Here is a 13,974-nt window from a genome sequence, read left to right as displayed (position 1 = left end):
GAAATAGTCTCACATTTTAGATTAGTTCTCTTTCTAAAAAATAGCAAATAAAAAGGAGACCATTTGGTCCCCTTTCGTACAGCTTATTTTTTAGGTGATTTCATTGAACCACTCATTGAACGCATCACTTGGTTGACTTTCTTTTGTGATGGCTTTTGACCCATTTGCATCATCAATGTCTTAATCATATCTTCGTTGATTGGTGGGTTTTGCTCCAAGTAGTTCATCATGTATCGACGAGCGATATAGAAACCAAGGGCGACACCTGCTACCAAGCAAAGAAGGGCAATTAAAATCCAAATCCATGTAGCCAAGTTGCTTCCTCCTCTAACTTAAAACGTCGCTTTTTACTATACTATAATTCCAATTGTTTGCATAGATGATAATAGATGAAAAACGAGCCCGACGTAAGATCGGACCCGTTTTTCCGGAAAAGATTATCCGAGTTGCTTGACTGTCGCTAAAACGTTCTCAACAGACATACCGTATTCTTTCAAGAGGAAGTCTCCAGGCGCAGATGCGCCGAAACGATCGATTCCGATGACTTGTCCTTCTGTTCCTACATATTTGTACCAACCAAGCGAAGCGCCTGCTTCGATCGCGACACGTTTCGTGATGTGTTTCGGAAGAACTGATTCTTTATACTCTGCTGACTGCGCTTCGAATACTTCCCATGATGGAAGCGAAACGACAGCTGCTGATTCACCAAGTTCTTTTTGTGCTTCGACAAGAAGGTGAACTTCTGAACCCGTACCGATCAAGAGCGTATCAGCTTTCGTGACGTCACCAGCGATGACATAACCACCTTTTTCAGCGCCCTCTGTCGTCGTACCTTCAAGTTCAGGAAGACCTTGACGCGTCAAGACGAGAAGCGTCGGTTTGTCTTTTGCTTGAACCGCTGTTTTCCATGCTGCGATCGTCTCTTTTCCGTCTGCTGGACGGTAGATCGTGACGTTCGGCATTGCACGGAAGCTCATCAAGTGCTCGACTGGCTCGTGTGTTGGACCATCTTCTCCGACAGCGATCGAGTCGTGCGTCAAGACGAAGATTGATGGAAGTCCCATTAATGCTGCTAAACGAACCGCTGGACGGAGGTAATCCGAGAAGACGAAGAATGTCGCGCCGTAAGGAATGACGCCACCGTGAAGCGCCATACCGTTGACAGCCGCAGCCATTGCGAATTCACGTACTCCGAACCAGATGTTACGACCGCTTGGGTCGATATCGAAGTCTGCTTCGCCTTTGAGCATCGTGTTGTTCGATCCTGCAAGGTCAGCTGAACCACCGAACAATGTCGGAACGTTCTTTGCAAGACCGTTCAAGACTTCACCACTCGTTTGACGTGTCGCTTTTTTCGATGACAAATCGTACGTCGGAAGATCTGCTTCCCAGTTACTTGGCAATTCGTTTGCGATCGCGCGAACGAGTTCCGCATGCAATTCTGGATGCGCTGCTTCGTATTGTTTCATCGTTTCGTTCCATGCGTCTTCCGCAGAAGCACCACGTTGGACGATCCGCTCGTCAAACAATGACTTAACTTCTTCAGGGACGTAGAACTCTTCGTGATCCCAAACGTAGCTTGCTTTCGTCAATTTGATTTCCGCTTCACCGAGTGGTGCACCGTGAGAAGCCGACTTCCCTGATTTGTTCGGTGAACCGAAGCCGATGACTGTCTTGACTTCGATCAATGTTGGTTTTGTCGTCTCTGCTTGTGCCGCCGCGATTGCTTTCGAAATCGAATCGATATCCGTTCCGTCTTCTACGCGAATGACTTGCCAGTTGTACGCTTCGAAGCGCTTCTGGACGTTTTCAGAGAATGATTTATCGAGATCGCCATCAAGTGAGATATCGTTTGAATCATACAATACGACCAATTTACCAAGACCGAGGTGACCTGCGAGTGAAGCCGCTTCAGCTGAGACACCTTCCATTAAGTCTCCATCTCCACAAATTCCGTATGTGAAGTGATCAACGACGTTGAGATCGTCACGGTTGTATTTTGCTTCAAGATGACGTTCTGCCATCGCCATACCAACTGCCATTGCGATCCCTTGACCAAGTGGACCTGTTGTCGCATCTACACCAGCCGTGTGACGGTATTCCGGGTGACCTGGTGTTTTTGATCCCCATTGACGGAATGATTTAAGATCATCCATTGATAGATCATATCCCGATAGGTGGAGGAGTGAGTAGAGAAGCATCGAACCGTGTCCGGCTGAAAGTACAAAACGGTCGCGGTTGAACCATTCTGGATTTTTAGGGTTGTGGTTCATATGATCCGCCCAAAGCGAGAATGCCATCGGCGCTGCTCCCATTGGCATACCTGGGTGACCCGAGTTCGCCTTTTGTACGGCATCAATCGATAAGGTACGAATCGTATTAATTGCTAATTGTTCTACTGTCGTCATGTTCGTCAAAACAATCATCCTCTCTCTTTTTCACAAATTCCTACTCATTTTAGCATACTCTTAAATGTGATACAACTTTTCTAAATAGTATGTCACATTAAAATGAATGCGCTATCTATAGCCGTTCTATCGACTCATACAGGATGCATGAATTGATGAAAGATCGTTATTAAGATGTATTGCTATCGTGCAATGTTTCCTCATCTAACAGCTCTAAACAAAAAAGAGGTCCGCTTAACGCGAAACCTCTTTCTTCTTATAAGAAGAAACAAACGATTATTGTTTATTCCGTTCTTCTTCTTGTGCTTGTTTTAATTTCTCTGGTGTTACGTCCGTACCTTCTTCATCGACGATTTTCATGCCCATGAGTTGGTTTTTGAACGATCCACGGAATGCTGCGAGATACGCTGCACGTAACTCTTTTTGCTCTGCCGCTTCTGCTTCTGATAACGGCTCGACTTTTGATTTATTCGCTAATGCATTGATTCGATCTAATTGTTCTTGTGATAACATAGAATCCCTCTTTCTGTACGACTCAAACTTGAGTAGTTCAATTGTATTCTTACTGTAAAAGAGCTTACTAAAAAAAGCAAGTTAACCGCGTCAGTCGACGGGTTACTTGCTTCTCATTCCGGGCTAGGCGTCAATTCGCGGTATTCAAGGTATCGACGATTGACCGTTGCCTTTGAAATATCATGTCCCATCCCGCGAAGCGTAATGGCGATATCTGAAAACGTCAGTCCGAGTTCACGGAGACGTACGATTTCTTCGATCGGTACGTCCTTTCGACTACGCCCAGCGTTCTCTCCTTGGCGATTCAGATTTCGTTCTGGGCGAAAGCCTTGTTCGACAGCTCGCCGCATGCCGCGTGCGATTTTTGCATTATGCAGTTTCCGTTGATATTCTTCCACTAGTGAGACGATCTCAAGGACCATCGCTTCTGCATCAGCAAGCTGGTATTCTCCATCAGAATCAAGTGTCATCAACCGAACACCGTGCTTCTTAAACGTGTGCAAAATGGCGATTTTCGCATTCCCTCGACCAATCCGTGTGTCATCCGTCACGAGGACCGCATCTACCGCATCACGTGTCACATGATCAAGAACCGTCAGCATCCCTTCCCGATCGACGTCATATCCACTCTCTTTTTCAGAGACGACATCCACGACATCAAAACCCTTTTGAGACGCAACCTTCGAAAGTTCCATCCGTTGGCGTTCAATCGAACTATCTTGTGCTTCTTTTTCGGTCGACACCCGACAATAAATCACGACCTTCATCGTACCTCACATCCCTGTTCGTTCTTTCACAACTTTTCCATTTTGTCATTGTTGTGCGATTGGTACAACGATTTTGCTTTTTGAGATGACGTGTTTTGTCTCGACATCATTATTTTTAATCAACCAGTTGACGTATTCTTCATCTGACATCGAACCATCATTGTAGACTTCAGCAATTTGTTCGACTGTGGCGTTCTCATCGACCGTAACGGAAGCAGTCATCAGTTGCGCCACTTTTTCATCCGGGCGCGGTGTGAGTAAAAAGATCACGAAGGCAATACTTAATGCATAGAAGAGAATTGAAAAAGCATGAGTACGAATCGTATGAATCATCATGAATCCCTCCAAATATGAAATGAATGAGTTAGAATAAATGTTCGCGGAACAATTGTTCGCATAACTCATAATAAACATAGAACCCGTGTTCGGTCAACACAAAATGTCGAACAATTGTTTGTACGCTCATTTGTTCTATGTTATAGTGAATCTAGAAACATATATTCTTACATTTCAAACTTCAATCCAGAAAGAGGTGGCAATTCGTATGCGGAAAATGTCTAAGCGCCAACAAGAGATTCTCGACTACATCGTCTCTGAAGTGAAACTGAAGGGGTATCCACCATCAGTTCGTGAAATCGGAGAAGCAGTCGGACTCGCGTCTAGCTCGACGGTACACGGTCATTTGGATCGACTCGAGAAACGGGGAATGATTCGCCGTGACCCGACGAAACCACGTGCGATTGAGATATTGCTTGATAAGCCTGAAGAAATCACGGAAGCCATCGTCCATGTTCCCGTCATCGGGAAAGTCACAGCGGGTCTTCCGATTACAGCGATTGAAAACATCGAGGAACAGTTCCCACTCCCTGCACATTATGTAGGAAATGAAACGGTCTTCATGTTGACGATCGATGGTGAATCGATGATTAACGCAGGTATTCTTGACGGCGATCGTGTCATCGTGCGCCAACAAAACACAGCAGAAAACGGAGAAATCGTCGTAGCTATGACCGAAGATAGCGAAGCGACGGTGAAACGGTTCTTCTTAGAAGATCAACAGGTACGTCTACAACCAGAAAATGACTCGATGGATCCGATGTATTTCGATAATGTCTCCATTCTTGGTAAGGTAATCGGCGTGTATCGGACGATTCATTGACGGAGGGACCAGTTACGACTGGTCTTTTTTCATGCCTTCAGGAAATGTACATGATACCGTCAATACCGTCGCACTGACGGGTTACGTTGCGTATTCGGTCGCAACGCAACAAACCGATTGGTTACCGACTGCCATCGGTATCGCTGTCGGTACCCTTTGGTTGTCACCCGACCTCGATTTAAAGTCAGAACCGTACTATCGCTTTGGACCATTTCGAGTTCTTTGGATGCCGTATGTCAAGATCATGCCCCACCGCTCGATCTGGTCGCATGGACTGATCATTGGAGACATCATTCGGCTTCTGTATAGTGCTGCGATTCTGATTCCCCTACTATTTTTAAGTCTATATTTTCAGGTTCTTGATTCTGCTACGATTGATTCGTGGTTCGCTTCCCTGCCTGCATTCGTCGTCGGTATCATGGTGGCGAGTACGATTCATATCCTACTAGATTATTCCAGCAGTTGGTTTCGACCTAAAAAAAGAAAAAAAACGTCGTCGGTAACACCTCTTTTGCTTGCTCGCAGGCAGGAAGAGGTGTTTTCTTATCCACTTTTTCGTATCTTTAAACATCAAAATAAAAAATTTCCATTCCTATATTTCAATTATATGTATTGAAAACGTTCTCAAATCGGAGTAATTTAAAGTAGAAAGGCCATTATCTGCTTTAATCCAAAGGGAGGGTTTTTGCATGAATAACTTTGTACTAGAAATGATCGGTACGATGATTCTCATCCTGCTCGGGGATGGAGTCGTCGCCGGTGTCGTCTTGAAAAAGACGAAATCGGAAAACAGCGGATGGATCGTCATCACGTTCGCTTGGGGTCTTGCCGTCATGACAGCAGCATTCGTCGCTGCTGAGAGTGGAGCACACTTGAACCCCGCATTGACGATTGCACTTGCTTTGAACTCTGACCTACCGTGGGCAGACGTTCCGATCTACATTGCCGGACAACTTGTCGGAGCTTTCATCGGCGCCATTCTCGTTTGGCTTCATTACATGAAACATTTTGAAGCGACTGATGATCAAGCCGCAAAACTCGGTGTGTTCGCAACAGGTCCAGCGATTCGTCATACGCCGTCGAACTTGATTTCTGAGATCATCGGGACATTTGTTCTCGTCTTCGGTATCTTGGCACTCGGTTTAACGACGTTCGGAGACGGCTTAAAACCACTCATCGTCGGTTTACTCGTCGTCGTCATCGGTCTATCGCTCGGTGGTACAACAGGGTATGCCATCAACCCGGCCCGTGACCTTGGACCGCGTATCGCGCACGCTATCCTACCGATTCCGAATAAAGGTTCATCTGACTGGGGCTATTCATGGATTCCTGTCGTTGGTCCGATCATCGGTGGAGCGATTGCCGTGTTCATCTATCAATTGATCTACTAAGATCACGTCTCACTAACACATACCGCTCAAGGGGGATTTCGAAATGGAAAACAAGTATATCCTAGCACTCGACCAAGGTACGACAAGCTCACGTGCGATCATCTTCGATCACGATGGGAAAATCGTCAACTCGGCACAACGGGAATTCAAGCAATACTTCCCACAACCAGGCTGGGTCGAGCATGATGCAAACGAAATCTGGGGTTCGATTCTTGCCGTCATGGCCGAAGCACTCGGAACAGCAGATATCAAACCTGAGCAGATCGCCGGAATCGGCATTACGAACCAACGTGAAACGACGGTCGTCTGGAACAAAGAAACAGGCAAACCTGTCTATCACGCACTCGTTTGGCAATCGCGTCAAACGTCTGGTATCTGTGACGACTTAAAAGAACAAGGTTTGAACCAGAAGTTCCGCGATAAAACAGGACTTCTGATTGATGCCTACTTCTCTGGAACGAAAGTCAAATGGATCCTCGATAATGTCGAAGGTGCGCGTGAGCAAGCAGAGAACGGTGAATTGCTCTTCGGTACGATCGATACGTGGCTCGTTTGGAAACTGTCTGGTGGAAAAACGCACATCACGGACTACACGAACGCTTCACGAACATTGATGTATAACATCTACGAACAAAAATGGGATGAAGAGTTACTCGATATCCTCGGTGTTCCTGCTTCCATGTTGCCAGAGGTTCGTCAGTCGAGTGAAGTCTACGACAAAACGGTACCGTATCACTTCTTCGGTTACGAAGTGCCGATCGCTGGGATTGCGGGTGACCAACAAGCAGCACTCTTCGGTCAAACGTGCTTCGAAGCGGGTGAAGGGAAAAACACATACGGAACAGGTTGCTTCATGCTCATGAACACAGGTGAGAAAGCTGTTTCTTCTGATCATGGACTCTTGACGACAATTGCTTGGGGCGTCGATGGAAAAGTGGAATATGCGCTGGAAGGATCGATCTTCGTCGCTGGTTCTGCGATCCAGTGGCTCCGTGATGGGCTCCGGATGTTGAAACACGCGAAAGATTCAGAAGGTTACGCAACGAAAGTCGACTCAACAGACGGTGTCTACGTCGTTCCTGCCTTCGTTGGTCTCGGTGCGCCGTACTGGGATTCAGATGTTCGTGGCGCAATCTTCGGGTTAACACGAGGAACAGATAAAGAGCATTTCGTTCGGGCAACGCTTGAATCACTCGCTTACCAAACACGCGACGTGTTAACAGCGATGGAACAAGATTCTGGGATCGAACTGAAGACACTCCGTGTCGACGGTGGTGCAGTAGCCAACAACTTCTTGATGCAGTTCCAATCGGACATCCTCGGCGTTCCTGTCGATCGTCCGCAAATTAACGAAACGACAGCACTCGGTGCAGCCTACCTTGCTGGATTAGCGGTTGGTTACTGGAAAGATAAAGCGGAAATCAAACAACAATGGAAGCTGGATCACCAGTTCAAACCAGAGATGAAAGAAGACGATCGCGAACAACGCTATGCTGGATGGCAAAAAGCGGTGGAAGCGACTATGGTCTTCAAACCATCAAAATAAAACAATTGACCCGGTCCCTTTTGCAGAGGGACCGGGTTTTCACTGTCTTATAAAAACTACAATAAAGTCATTTTCTAATACCAGGTTCAAATGTGTCATCGCAGCAAATACATCATAATCCATTGTGTTACTCTTTCGCATAGAGGAGTTTCCATGTATTCAACTCCATATACAATGTGGATCACTCATTTTTCTCTAGCATGATCATGTCGATCGCCTGTATTCCGTTCTCCCAAATTTCCTCTGGATACGACCGAAAAAAATCTTTTTTTATATCGTATAGTCGGAAACCAAGCTTTTGGTAGAAAGCTAAATTATCAATACTCGAATTAGCCGTTCCTACGATGAAATGACGATACTTTTGTTCCTTATATTGTTCGAGTGTTAATGAGATGATCCTCTTTCCGAAACCTTGACCCTGTTGTTCTTTTTTGATGGCGACGTTTTTTATTTCCATTGTATCTTGATTAATTTTGGTCATAACAATAACACCCACTACGTGCCCAGATGAATCTTCGAGATAATACAGGTCACCGTTAGGTAAGTATTCATAAATCTTATCGATAGATTCATCAGCCAGTAATAATAAAGGTACAAATGTCTGCCTTTTGATTTCAGTGTCTGCTTTCCTTAACGTATAACTCAAGAACTCACCTCATTGTTTACATTCTTTTACTGTCCTATTTATGTACATACATTATGATAACAATTTTCATACTACCATTTCATTCAGATATGAAAGAATCCCCATTGCATTGAAGCAAAGGGGATTTGATCCTTATTTGTTAAACTCTTTTTTCAATCCGTCTTCAATCTCATCAACGGATTTCGACTGTCCGCTAAGAACAGCCGCTAAGAACGCGCCTTCGACGAGTGGTGCGTCGATAAACCGAACCGTCCGTTCGCCACTATATAGTTCAAGGGCCAGTTCCGTGTTCATCGTCGCAGAACCGATATCCGTTAAAACGACTCCATCATCGTCCAGTGTATTTAGTGTTTCTTCGATTCGCGTCGCGTCCGTTCCGATGCTACCGTCCTCAAGACCTGCTGCTACTAAGACTGGCGTATCCGGTGCCATCTCTGCCAACAGTTCCTTTAGTCCAGTCGCAAGCTTTTCACTATGGGAAACGAGTACAAGATTAACCATGAAGCACCTCCGCGATTTCGCCGAGTAACAACGCACTCGATAGACTACCTGGGTCCTGGACGCCTTCCGTCGCTTCACCGAAGTAAGACGCGCGTCCTTTCGTTGCGATGCGCGCTTTCGTATCAGCAAGCGCTTGATCGATTGCCGCTTTCAAATCCTCTTCTTGCGAGAGCGCCTCTTGGAACGGTGTCCAGATATCGACCATCGTCTTTTGACCGAATTCCGATTTCCCACGCGATTTGATGCCTTCCGTCGCTTCATGGAAAGCATCCGCGAGTTCTGCACCTTCGACTGCTGTTTTCCCTTTGAATGCACCAGCGAACTTAACGAATGCTGTGCCGTACAAAGGACCGGATGCTCCACCGACCGTCTTGATCAGCGTCATCCCGACTTCTTTCGATAAAGCCCCTAAGTCCTCATATTCACCGTGTTCTTCTAACGTCTTTTGGACTGCTTGGAAGCCGCGTGACATATTGATCCCGTGGTCCCCATCGCCGATTTCCCGGTCAAGGTCCGTCAATTCATCCTTGTGCTGTTCGATCTGTTCCGCTGCTTTGATGAGCGCGCTTCGTAACTGTTCCGTCGTCAACTTCATCTTTGTACACCCCGTTTATCTGAATTAGAATCCAATCGCTTTCGTTTCTGCATCGAGATAGCCGAGCAGTTCATCATCCACTGGTAAGAGCGTGATTGAGAATCCGTGCATCTCGAGCGACGTCATATAGTTTCCAACGAACGAACGGGCAATCTCGTACCCATGCGCCTGAAGTTCTTCCGCGACGTATTTATACGTGATATACAGTTCGGATTCTGGTGTTCCACCCATTCCGTTCACCATGACGGCGACTTTTTTGTCTGGTACCTCTTTCGTCAGACGATCGAGCAACTCTTTTACGATCGCATCAACGGAAGCGACTGCTTTTCGTTCAAGTCCTTTTTCACCATGGATCCCGATTCCGATTTCCATCTCGTCATCATGCAACTCAAAGCCTGGTTTGCCACTCTCTGGCATGTAACATGGTGAGAGTGCCATTCCGATCGAACGAACGCCCTGGATGACTTTTTCCGCAACTGCTTTGACTTCACTCAGTGATTTTCCTTCTGCAGCCGCAGCTCCGGCAATCTTATGGACGAAGACCGTTCCCGCAACCCCACGACGATCCTCTTCCTTTTTGATCGCGATGTCATCATTGACGACGACCGTGTCGACTTCGATGTCCTCGAGTTCAGCGAGTTCCTTTGCCATATCGAAGTTCATGACATCACCCGAGTAGTTCTTGACGACAAGAAGGACACCTTTTCCACCATGGGCTGCCTTGATGCCTTCGAGCACCATGTCCGGTGTCGGTGACGTGAAGACTTCCCCACAAACAGCTGCAGCAAGCATACCGTCCCCAACGAATCCAGCATGTGCGGGTTCATGCCCACTTCCCCCACCAGAAACGAGTCCGACTTTTCCATCAAGCGGCACTTTCCGTGCGACGACATTAACACCTTCGACCTTTTTATACAAATCAGGGTGAGCTAGTACGAGTCCGTCGACCATGTCTGAAACGAACCGGTTTGAATCTTTCATTAATTTGTGCATGAAAAACGCTCCTTTACCTAACTGATTTTGCCGTACCACTTAGTCTTTACCACCAAATCAAGTCGAATATGTCGAAAAAAATGATGAAAATATTGACCAGTTGGTGACGATATTCCGCATGAATGCTATGCTCTTAAAAAAGAGGAGGAATCGAATGTCATCAGCCTTTCAAGCAGGTGTCCGTGCCTGTCTACCCACTGTCCTCGGATATATCGGCATAGGCTTCTCAGCTGGGATCGTCGGTCGTGCCTCCGGCTTATCCCCTCTTGAAGTCGGATTCATGTCCGTCTTCATCTATGCCGGCGCCGCTCAGTTCATCATCACGAGTCTCTTACTATTAAATAGTCCTGCTTCTGCCATCATTCTGACGACGTTCATCGTCAATCTCAGGCACTTGTTAATGAGTCTGACGCTTGCGCCACATGTTGAGACACGTCATCTCCGCGACCGCCTAGGTACCGGAACGCTACTGACGGATGAGTCGTTCGCTGTCGCGATGAACACTGCGCAAAAAGGGAAGCTCTCCCCGTCCTTCATGCATGGCTTGAATCTGACTGCTTACTTCAGCTGGATCGTCGCAACCGTTCTCGGCGCCCTTGTCGGCAGCTGGTTTCCTGATCCCGAGCGCTTCGGTCTCGATTTTGCCCTGACAGCGATGTTCATCGGCTTATTGTACTTACAGTTTGAAGGGGAACGTTCCCGTATTGCCGTGAATAGTTGCCTTTTACTGATTGTCTTACTATTGCTTTACATAACCATGCGCTACTTTTCTCCAGAAGTCGCCGTTCTTTGCGCGACGCTCGGTGGCGCAAGTATAGGAGTCGTGATCACACGATGGAAATCCGCCCAGAATTAATTGATCTTTTTTTAGCTTGTGGACTCGTAACATGGATTCCACGCGTCTTACCGTTTCTCGTCCTTCATGGACTGACGTTACCGCGCCTCGTAACAGAATGGCTCTCGTTCATTCCAATCTGCCTGCTTGGTGCCCTCTTTTTTCAGAATCTCCTCATCGCTCAAGATGAGGCGTTTCCGAAGGTTTCGACGCTTCATGTCTTCGCCGCCCTCCCGACCATGGCGGTCGCGATTTTCAGTAAAAGTTTATCCTGGACGGTCGTGACTGGTGTTGTCACGATAGCGTTTCTACGATTGTATCTATAAGCAAGTCATTCATCTTTAGCCTATTTCGATGCATCTCTTGTGTTATCCTTATAATAGAAATAAATGGATAGTGAAGGAGGTCCTGATATGCCAAATAAGCAGTTCATACCCTATTTGATATTGCTGTGCGTCATTTTTATAATCGCGAGTCAAATGGATCTACCTTATCTGCTAAAACAAGGATTGATCGTGTTGTACGTCATCGCCTATTTCGGTACGATGATGGTTTCTCGCAAAATGAAAGTTAGGGATCATAAACAATGACTCGAAAAAATCTCCTCTGGTCTAAAGAGACTAGAGGAGATTTTTGTGTTTACGTATTTGCTTGTACGTCCTGATAATCCGATTGATGTTCAAACTCTTTTTTCGCAAACGGACATAACGGTAACAGCTTGACGTTTGCTTCTCGTGCCCAGTTGACGATCTCGGCAACGAGTTGTTCCCCGATCTGTTGATTTCGGTGCGCGGGATCGACGTATGTGTGATCAATGATCCACATGCCGTTGTTCGTATCGCTGTAAGTGATTTCCCCAATCACTTCACCTTCCTGATGGGCTTCGATTTTACGTTCCGCTCGTTTCAGCTCCATTTGCTTCCCTCCGTTCGTAAGATAAGGCGCCGCTCGGACAACCGTCAACGACACGCATGACCTCTTCCACCGGTGCCCCGTCCGCTTCAATCCATGGACGCCGCTTGACATCAAAGACAGTTGGTAGACTTCGTACACAATGACCAGAGTGAATGCAGACTTCCGAATCAAAATAGACCGTGATCTCTTTGCCTTCATATCCTTTTTTCATGATGTATCGTCTCCCTTTCTTTGTACTCTTGTATCTTTCCACATCCTTGACTCAATCCCTGTCGGCGCTATGAAAAAAGCACTTCCGGACAGAAGTCCGAAAGTGCTTGAGTTGGATTAGAACAAGACCATGTACTGATCGCGTTCCCATTCCGTGACTTGCGTCCGGAACATATCCCATTCGATCTCTTTCAATTCAACGAAGTGCTCTGCGATGTGATCGCCGAGAGCGTGCATGACGACGTCATCCGCTTTCAAGACTTCGAGTGCGTGGCTGAGTGTTGATGGAAGATCATCAATTCCGTTTGCAACGCGTTCCGGTTTGTCCATGACGTAGATGTTGCGGTCGATTGGAGCCGGTGCTTTCAAGTTGTTCTTGATTCCATCAAGACCTGAAGCGAGCAATGTCGCAAGCGCAAGATACGGGTTCGCTGCTGGGTCGACTGAACGAACTTCGATACGAGTCGAGAGTCCACGTGCTGCAGGAACACGGACGAGTGGTGAACGGTTACGTGCTGACCATGCGACGTAGCAAGGTGCTTCGTAGCCAGGAACAAGACGTTTGTACGAGTTGACTGTCGGGTTACAAACCGCTGTGAACGCACGAGCGTGTTTGAGGATGCCTGCCGTGAAGGCACGTGCATCATCCGACAATTGCATGTCTTCGTTGCCTTCATCGAAGAAGACGTTCTCGTTGCCTTTGAAGAGCGACATGTTCGCGTGCATTCCTGATCCGTTGACACCGAAGAGTGGTTTTGGCATGAATGTCGCGTGCAAGTTGTGCTTCGCAGCAATCGTCTTGACGACGAGTTTGAACGTTTGGATGTTATCCGCTGTCGTGATCGCATCCGCATATTTGAAGTCGATTTCGTGCTGACCTGGAGCAACTTCGTGGTGTGATGCTTCGATTTCAAAGCCCATGTTCTCGAGCTCGATGACGATTTCTTTACGGCAGTTTTCGCCGAGGTCGACTGGTGCGAGGTCGAAGTATCCACCTTGGTCGTTCAATTCAAGTGTCGGACGACCTTTTTCATCTTTCTTGAAGAGGAAGAATTCTGGCTCTGGTCCAACGTTGAATGATGAGAAACCGAGCTCTTCCATCTCTTTAAGTACCCGTTTGAGCTGACCACGTGGGTCTCCTGCGAACGGCGTGCCATCCGGATTGTGGATGTCACAGATTAAACGTGCAACTTTCCCTGTTCCATCTTCTGTCCATGGGAAGACGACCCATGTGTTCAAGTCTGGGAAGAGATACATATCTGATTCTTCGATCCGGACGAATCCTTCGATCGATGAACCATCGAACATCATTTTGTTATCAAGTGCTTTTTCCAATTGGCTTACTGGAATCTCAACGTTCTTGATCGTTCCGAGGATATCTGTGAACTGTAAGCGAATGAAGCGTACATCCTCAGCTTTAGCGATTTTCAAAATGTCTTCTCGTGTAATGTTGCGACGTGTCATGTGACAAATCCCCTCTCCGATTCTTTTTTAT

Annotated in this window: 18 protein-coding genes; 6 read left to right on the top strand and 12 right to left on the bottom strand. The window is 46.8% G+C overall.

Going from position 1 to position 13,974, the window contains the following annotated elements:
* Positions 1-83 precede the first annotated feature (83 nt).
* The 5 genes from AC3B4V_RS02260 to yneA form a co-directional block, all read right to left on the bottom strand.
* A complete protein-coding gene (locus tag AC3B4V_RS02260) occupies positions 84-314 on the bottom strand; it encodes a YneF family protein (RefSeq protein ID WP_012370001.1) in 231 nt (76 codons plus the stop codon).
* A 123-nt stretch (positions 315-437) separates the two neighbouring features.
* The gene (gene tkt / locus AC3B4V_RS02255; protein ID WP_262415807.1) at positions 438-2,408 is read right to left on the bottom strand and encodes a transketolase; all 1,971 of its coding nucleotides are present in this window, start codon (positions 2,406-2,408) and stop codon (positions 438-440) included.
* A gap of 276 nt (positions 2,409-2,684) precedes the next feature.
* Positions 2,685-2,921 (bottom strand): DUF896 domain-containing protein, encoded by a 237-nt coding sequence (locus tag AC3B4V_RS02250; RefSeq protein WP_023467773.1) that lies wholly within the window; start codon positions 2,919-2,921, stop codon positions 2,685-2,687.
* Between the two features lie 113 nt (positions 2,922-3,034).
* On the bottom strand, positions 3,035-3,688 hold the full coding sequence (locus AC3B4V_RS02245; RefSeq protein ID WP_029341251.1) for a YneB family resolvase-like protein: 654 nt from the start codon (positions 3,686-3,688) through the stop codon (positions 3,035-3,037).
* 45 nt (positions 3,689-3,733) lie between these two features.
* Positions 3,734-4,021, bottom strand: coding sequence for a cell division suppressor protein YneA (gene yneA, locus AC3B4V_RS02240; RefSeq protein WP_023467771.1), 288 nt, complete (start codon positions 4,019-4,021; stop codon positions 3,734-3,736).
* Positions 4,022-4,232: 211 nt separating this feature from the next.
* On the opposite strand from yneA, the gene lexA reads away from it, so the two are divergent.
* The 4 genes from lexA to glpK all read left to right on the top strand — a co-directional run bounded on the left by lexA (position 4,233) and on the right by glpK (position 7,784).
* On the top strand, positions 4,233-4,847 hold the full coding sequence (gene lexA / locus AC3B4V_RS02235) for a transcriptional repressor LexA (RefSeq protein WP_023467770.1): 615 nt from the start codon (positions 4,233-4,235) through the stop codon (positions 4,845-4,847).
* Between the two features lie 31 nt (positions 4,848-4,878).
* Positions 4,879-5,463, top strand: coding sequence for a metal-binding protein (locus tag AC3B4V_RS02230; RefSeq protein WP_488377631.1), 585 nt, complete (start codon positions 4,879-4,881; stop codon positions 5,461-5,463).
* A gap of 73 nt (positions 5,464-5,536) precedes the next feature.
* Complete coding sequence (locus tag AC3B4V_RS02225; RefSeq protein ID WP_023467768.1) at positions 5,537-6,238, top strand: MIP/aquaporin family protein; 702 nt, start codon at positions 5,537-5,539, stop codon at positions 6,236-6,238.
* A gap of 43 nt (positions 6,239-6,281) precedes the next feature.
* Positions 6,282-7,784, top strand: a complete 1,503-nt coding sequence (gene glpK, locus AC3B4V_RS02220; RefSeq protein ID WP_290715039.1) for a glycerol kinase GlpK — start codon at positions 6,282-6,284, stop codon at positions 7,782-7,784.
* 181 nt (positions 7,785-7,965) lie between these two features.
* Here glpK and AC3B4V_RS02215 read toward each other — a convergent pair whose 3' ends face one another.
* From AC3B4V_RS02215 to dhaK, 4 genes are all read right to left on the bottom strand, one after another.
* Positions 7,966-8,430, bottom strand: a complete 465-nt coding sequence (locus AC3B4V_RS02215) for a GNAT family N-acetyltransferase (RefSeq protein ID WP_488377630.1) — start codon at positions 8,428-8,430, stop codon at positions 7,966-7,968.
* Between the two features lie 132 nt (positions 8,431-8,562).
* Positions 8,563-8,931 carry a dihydroxyacetone kinase phosphoryl donor subunit DhaM gene (dhaM, locus tag AC3B4V_RS02210; protein WP_488377629.1) on the bottom strand — a complete coding sequence of 123 codons (369 nt, stop codon included), beginning with the start codon at positions 8,929-8,931 and terminating at the stop codon, positions 8,563-8,565.
* Positions 8,924-9,526, bottom strand: coding sequence for a dihydroxyacetone kinase subunit DhaL (gene dhaL, locus AC3B4V_RS02205; RefSeq protein WP_488377628.1), 603 nt, complete (start codon positions 9,524-9,526; stop codon positions 8,924-8,926). Before dhaL ends, dhaM begins: the two co-directional genes overlap by 8 nt.
* A gap of 24 nt (positions 9,527-9,550) precedes the next feature.
* Positions 9,551-10,519, bottom strand: coding sequence for a dihydroxyacetone kinase subunit DhaK (gene dhaK / locus AC3B4V_RS02200; protein WP_023467763.1), 969 nt, complete (start codon positions 10,517-10,519; stop codon positions 9,551-9,553).
* 154 nt (positions 10,520-10,673) lie between these two features.
* Here dhaK and AC3B4V_RS02195 point away from each other — a divergent pair, with 154 nt between their 5' ends.
* Positions 10,674-11,375, top strand: coding sequence for an AzlC family ABC transporter permease (locus tag AC3B4V_RS02195; protein ID WP_214804478.1), 702 nt, complete (start codon positions 10,674-10,676; stop codon positions 11,373-11,375).
* Entirely contained in the window at positions 11,354-11,680 is a 327-nt protein-coding gene (locus AC3B4V_RS02190; RefSeq protein WP_488377627.1) for an AzlD domain-containing protein, read from the top strand. The genes AC3B4V_RS02195 and AC3B4V_RS02190 overlap by 22 nt, the downstream gene beginning before the upstream one ends.
* A gap of 313 nt (positions 11,681-11,993) precedes the next feature.
* Here AC3B4V_RS02190 and AC3B4V_RS02185 read toward each other — a convergent pair whose 3' ends face one another.
* The 3 genes from AC3B4V_RS02185 to glnA all read right to left on the bottom strand — a co-directional run bounded on the left by AC3B4V_RS02185 (position 11,994) and on the right by glnA (position 13,943).
* Positions 11,994-12,269 (bottom strand): GNAT family N-acetyltransferase, encoded by a 276-nt coding sequence (locus tag AC3B4V_RS02185; RefSeq protein ID WP_035398130.1) that lies wholly within the window; start codon positions 12,267-12,269, stop codon positions 11,994-11,996.
* Entirely contained in the window at positions 12,244-12,480 is a 237-nt protein-coding gene (locus AC3B4V_RS02180; RefSeq protein WP_406748189.1) for a (4Fe-4S)-binding protein, read from the bottom strand. Before AC3B4V_RS02180 ends, AC3B4V_RS02185 begins: the two co-directional genes overlap by 26 nt.
* Positions 12,481-12,596: 116 nt before the next feature.
* Positions 12,597-13,943, bottom strand: a complete 1,347-nt coding sequence (gene glnA, locus AC3B4V_RS02175) for a type I glutamate--ammonia ligase (protein WP_023467759.1) — start codon at positions 13,941-13,943, stop codon at positions 12,597-12,599.
* Positions 13,944-13,974 lie beyond the last annotated feature (31 nt).

This window comes from Exiguobacterium sp. E17S (genome assembly GCF_057772545.1).
Note: the sequence above shows the minus strand (reverse complement) of the source record. Positions and strands in the feature narration are given on the sequence as shown.